This window comes from Actimicrobium sp. GrIS 1.19, assembly GCF_035984655.1.
Classification (GTDB): domain Bacteria; phylum Pseudomonadota; class Gammaproteobacteria; order Burkholderiales; family Burkholderiaceae_D; genus Actimicrobium.
This window is the reverse complement of sequence record NZ_JAXCHT010000065.1, coordinates 1-4,125: the sequence shown is the minus strand read 5'-3', so window position 1 is coordinate 4,125 and position 4,125 is coordinate 1. Positions and strand designations below refer to the sequence as shown.

The following is a 4,125-nucleotide window of genomic DNA, read 5'->3' as shown; positions in this document are numbered from 1 at the left end:
GTGGCGTTTGTGTTGATGAGTGTGTTTCTCGATAACTTACATTTTATCAATCACTTACGGCATTCTTGCCCTTTTTTATGCAAAATTCAGGCTAGCGAGAGATCGCGGTCGACGCTTGGTCGAAGTGCGTCAGGCACGGCGAAGAGTCCACTGCTCGCAACGTTGCGCAGGACATCGCCGAAAGTCGGTTCAGCGCCGGCCTGCCAAAGCGACATCAAGCTGTCGATCGCCTCTCTAGCATGACGCAACTGCGTCGGCTGATCTTCGGTCGCCCGGAGTTTGTCACCACTGAGTAGCGGTGACAATGTGCGAACGATGCGCGCGACGGCGAAACGATCGCTGCGTCGCTGCGCGCTCACGAGCGGCAGGACCTGCTCGGAGAAAAAGCGCACGGACGACAGGCTACCGTCGAGAAGGCCAGTCCGGAAGCTTTCCACCTCGTGAAGGGCGACAAACATTTCCAGGAAGCCCATCCTTCTCGCAGCCATCCTGTGTTCGAGGGTCAGGCTCTTGTAAGTCTCGGCGCGCCCCCATCCCTCATCCGCAGTGAGTTGCTCCATTCGCTGCGCCACAGCCCGTTCGGCAGCTGGCTTGTCAGTAGTATCGCTGGGGAGAATGAAGAGGCGAACCCAGCCTTCAGCGCTGTCTGTACGGGGAACTTGTTCCTGATCGTCAATTGTTCTGCGAACTTTGTTGATCAATCTGATCACCCGCTTGGGACAGCGGTGATTCAAGCGCTTCCCTGGTGTAGCCCAATCGCTCGGCAGGTTCTGGCCCAAGCCCTCCTTTCCGTCGCTATAGATCCGCTGCATCATGTCCCCCAGCAGGCCAAGCGCGAAACGCTCGCGGTGGTGCGACTGAACCGCGAACAAGGCATCGATCAGAAGTTTATTGGTGTCCTGGCTTTCGTCAATAAGAAGAATCGGATAGCGCCCGACCAGAATGCTCTGCATTGCTGGCTTGGTCTGTAAGAAGGTCGCCGATATCTTGATGACCTCGCTGTGGTTGAGTGCATCGCGTCCGCGGTTGTCACCGGAGGGGCTATAGATGAAACGACGAACGGTGTTCAAATTGGCCAACCGCTTGCCCTTGGAAGCGATTTTGCTGATGCGCTCCGCCGACGCCTTGGTTCCGCTGCGACCTTTGGCCTCAAGCACCTGGATTTCTGCGATTTCCGTAGCGAGATTTTTTCTCAGCCACTCCCGGATGTCATGGTTCAAGCCGCTGATAAGAGACCAGGCGAAGCTGTGGATCGTCGAGACCTCAACCGTATGATCAAACTCCAAGCGACGGTTGATTTCATCGCATGCCGCATTGGTGAACGTGATAACGCCAACGCGCTGGCCCCGAAACCGAAGCGTCTCGCCGTGCAATTGCCGCACATGGTCGAGCGCCTTGACCAGTGATCGTGTCTTGCCGGAACCCGCGCCGGCAAACAGGAAAAAACTTCGAGGAGCGGCCAGATCGAGACACGTCGCGATCTCCTCATCGGCCGGGTTGTCCAGGTCGTTGTCTGGCACACTGCTGGCGGCCGCCGTCATGCGACCACCTTCGTCTTGCCGATGGCATCTTGCTCCTTGCGCTTCAATTGCACGGCAAGCCAGGTAAGACCTTCGTGGATGTACGCAGGCACTTTCAGCGTCGTGATCTTGTCGCTGTAGAGAAGATCGAGCGCAAATTCTGCTTTGTTCCCAGCCTTCAAGGCCACATGCACGGCCGCTGCGAGCCCATCGAGGTCGGTGCTGTCCGCAAGAGCATCGCGAAATTTCGCAATAAGTCCGTGACCAGGCAAGTCGGCGAACAGGGTCGGATTCTCATAGAGGAGTGCATCCTCGAAGGTATTCGCGAGCGCCTCGGCCGGAGGCCTCGATTTGAAGCTGAGATTGATCGGCTGCTGATAGGCTACTCGTATCGCGTATCCGCTGGGGTCTTCCTTGACAAGGTCGGGGCCGGCTTTGTCGAGCAGGGCATCCAGTGAATCCTCGGCGGGAACCCACGACTTCAATGTTTCGTTTCGCGCCTTCTGCCCGCTATTGCGCTTCGGTGGCAAGGCCGCGCCCGACGTGCCATCCTTGGCATCAATGTCGGTGACGATCAACGTGGTGAGCCCAAGGTGTTCAAGCAATTGCTTGAGACGATGCGCGTGGCTACCGCCAATTTCGAGCCAAGTTATGTAGCACCGGCGCAAATACTCAAACTCAGGACGTTCGCGAACAAGATGTGGAACGAGAATTCTCTCTGCTGGCCCTTCGATCAACACCGCGCCGTCCGCAAAAAACAGGTCGCAGTGGGTAGCCTTGAGATAGCGCGTGACGAACTTCTCCGTTAGATCGGCGTCGCCGAACACCTCCGAAAGATTCACCACCGATGCAATCGGCACCGCGCCTGCTTGGGTAGGCGCAGGCAGGCGACGGAAATACCGCAGGGAAGAAAAATCGCATTCGTGGGCAAGATGACTGGAATGCGTGCTGACGACCAATTGGGTTTTCAGGGCGGTGGCGTCACCCAGTTTTGGATGTTTCCGAAGCACCGCATACGCCTGCTTGATGAATACCTGCTGCACTTGGGCATGCAGGTGGGCCTCCGGTTCCTCAACGAGTACGAGATGAAGCGGCGGTACGAAGCTGTCTTCATCGGCGACTGAGCCGCCAGCCTTGCCGACACGCATCCATCTGTCGCGGAAACTCATGAGACCGAACACCATCGAAACCAGATTCTGGTATCCAAGGCCGTTCGAGTCCTCCGGCAAGCGGTGCCCCTTTGCCGCCTCGGCCAGATGCGTGGGCACTTCGTATTGGACGGCCGAGCCGTGGTTCAGGCCGTCTGTCGGCTTGATCCGCGTGGTGATCGTCAGTTTCGGATCTGTGACGCCTGGATAGCCGATGTGCTCCAGTTCCTTCAGCGCTGCGGCGAAGCCCTCTGTCAGACGCGCCTCAAAAGCTGTCTCCGCATCGTGGATGGCCTGCAGCGCTGTCAGGTCCTTGGGTTCAGGCTTGTCATATGGATCCAGATGCTGTGTGTAGTACGACCGCAGTTGGGCGGACAACTTCTTGCCGCCGCGTGCCTCCTGCGGGTCGTATTTGGGATCGTCTTCGCTGAGGACTCGTGTGCTGCCGGCGTGACCAAACCCGCGTTGTGCGCTGATCTCATCGATGCAGATCAATCCCTTGAAGGGATCGCCGTCGATCGGATCGTTGTCGGGGGACAGCACCTGAGGTATCGCCAAGCCGCCCTCCGGCTTCTTGATTGCCGCTGGATCCAGAAGGTACGCGCGTACCGTGAAGAGGCCGCGCAATCGACGACCGAGGAAGTCCATCATGGACTGTGGCCACAGCGTGAACGTATAGGCGTGCGCTGCTGACGGCACCGCGACCGTTTCGATGACCAAGTCGGCGGCGCCTTCCGCCGCCGCGACAACAGACGCGGCGACGGAAGGCGCCGCAAGTAGTTCCGTGATAGCCGCCCTAGCCTTCAAGTACTCCCGCTGAAGGCCCTCGGCGTCCTTCGGCTCCAAGCGAAGTCGAACACCAAGATGTCCGCCTTTCCAGTCCAGGGTCGGCAACAGTTTCTGAACATAGTGCAGCTCGTTGTTGGAGACATTGAGCCAGACATCGAGGAACGGGAGAACATCGCTCCAGTCAAGCGCAACTGGCGCCTCGCCGCTGTTGACCGCCACCTCCCACCCGGCGGCCGATGCATTGATCTCTGTCCAGTGAGAGAGCGTCAGGTCATTGACGGTGAACTCGAACGGCTCGACCAAGAATCTCCGAAGCGCCACCATCGCAGAAGTTTTCCCGCTGTTGTTGGCACCGACAAAGACCGTCTTCTGCTCCGAAAAATCGATGCGTACCGCTTTGAGTTTCCGGAAATTGCCAATCTCAACGTGCTCAATGTGCATTGTGTTGTCTCCTCAGTTGCTGGCAACCGTGCTACAGGTGCCTGATTTTTATGCGGTATCAACGCGTTCATATATTACCTACAAGCACCTCAGAGGAGATACAGGCGCTGCCGACCATGGGAATGCCGTATAGCAAGGCCTCCTTGCGCATCAGCGCCGAGGCCAGAACGGTGTCTTCGGGTAGCGCGCTGTCGGGGGCAAGCCAGCCATGCGCGTTCGCTATTTCG

The 4,125-nt window shown here is 58.0% G+C and carries 2 protein-coding genes; both read right to left on the bottom strand.

Features of this window, described 5'->3' with window-relative positions:
• Window positions 1–86 precede the first annotated feature (86 nt).
• A complete protein-coding gene (locus RCH09_RS19395; RefSeq protein ID WP_326942787.1) occupies window positions 87–1,541 on the bottom strand; it encodes a UvrD-helicase domain-containing protein in 1,455 nt (484 codons plus the stop codon).
• Window positions 1,538–3,898, bottom strand: a complete 2,361-nt coding sequence (locus RCH09_RS19390) for an AAA family ATPase (RefSeq protein WP_326942786.1) — start codon at window positions 3,896–3,898, stop codon at window positions 1,538–1,540. Before RCH09_RS19390 ends, RCH09_RS19395 begins: the two co-directional genes overlap by 4 nt.
• Window positions 3,899–4,125 lie beyond the last annotated feature (227 nt).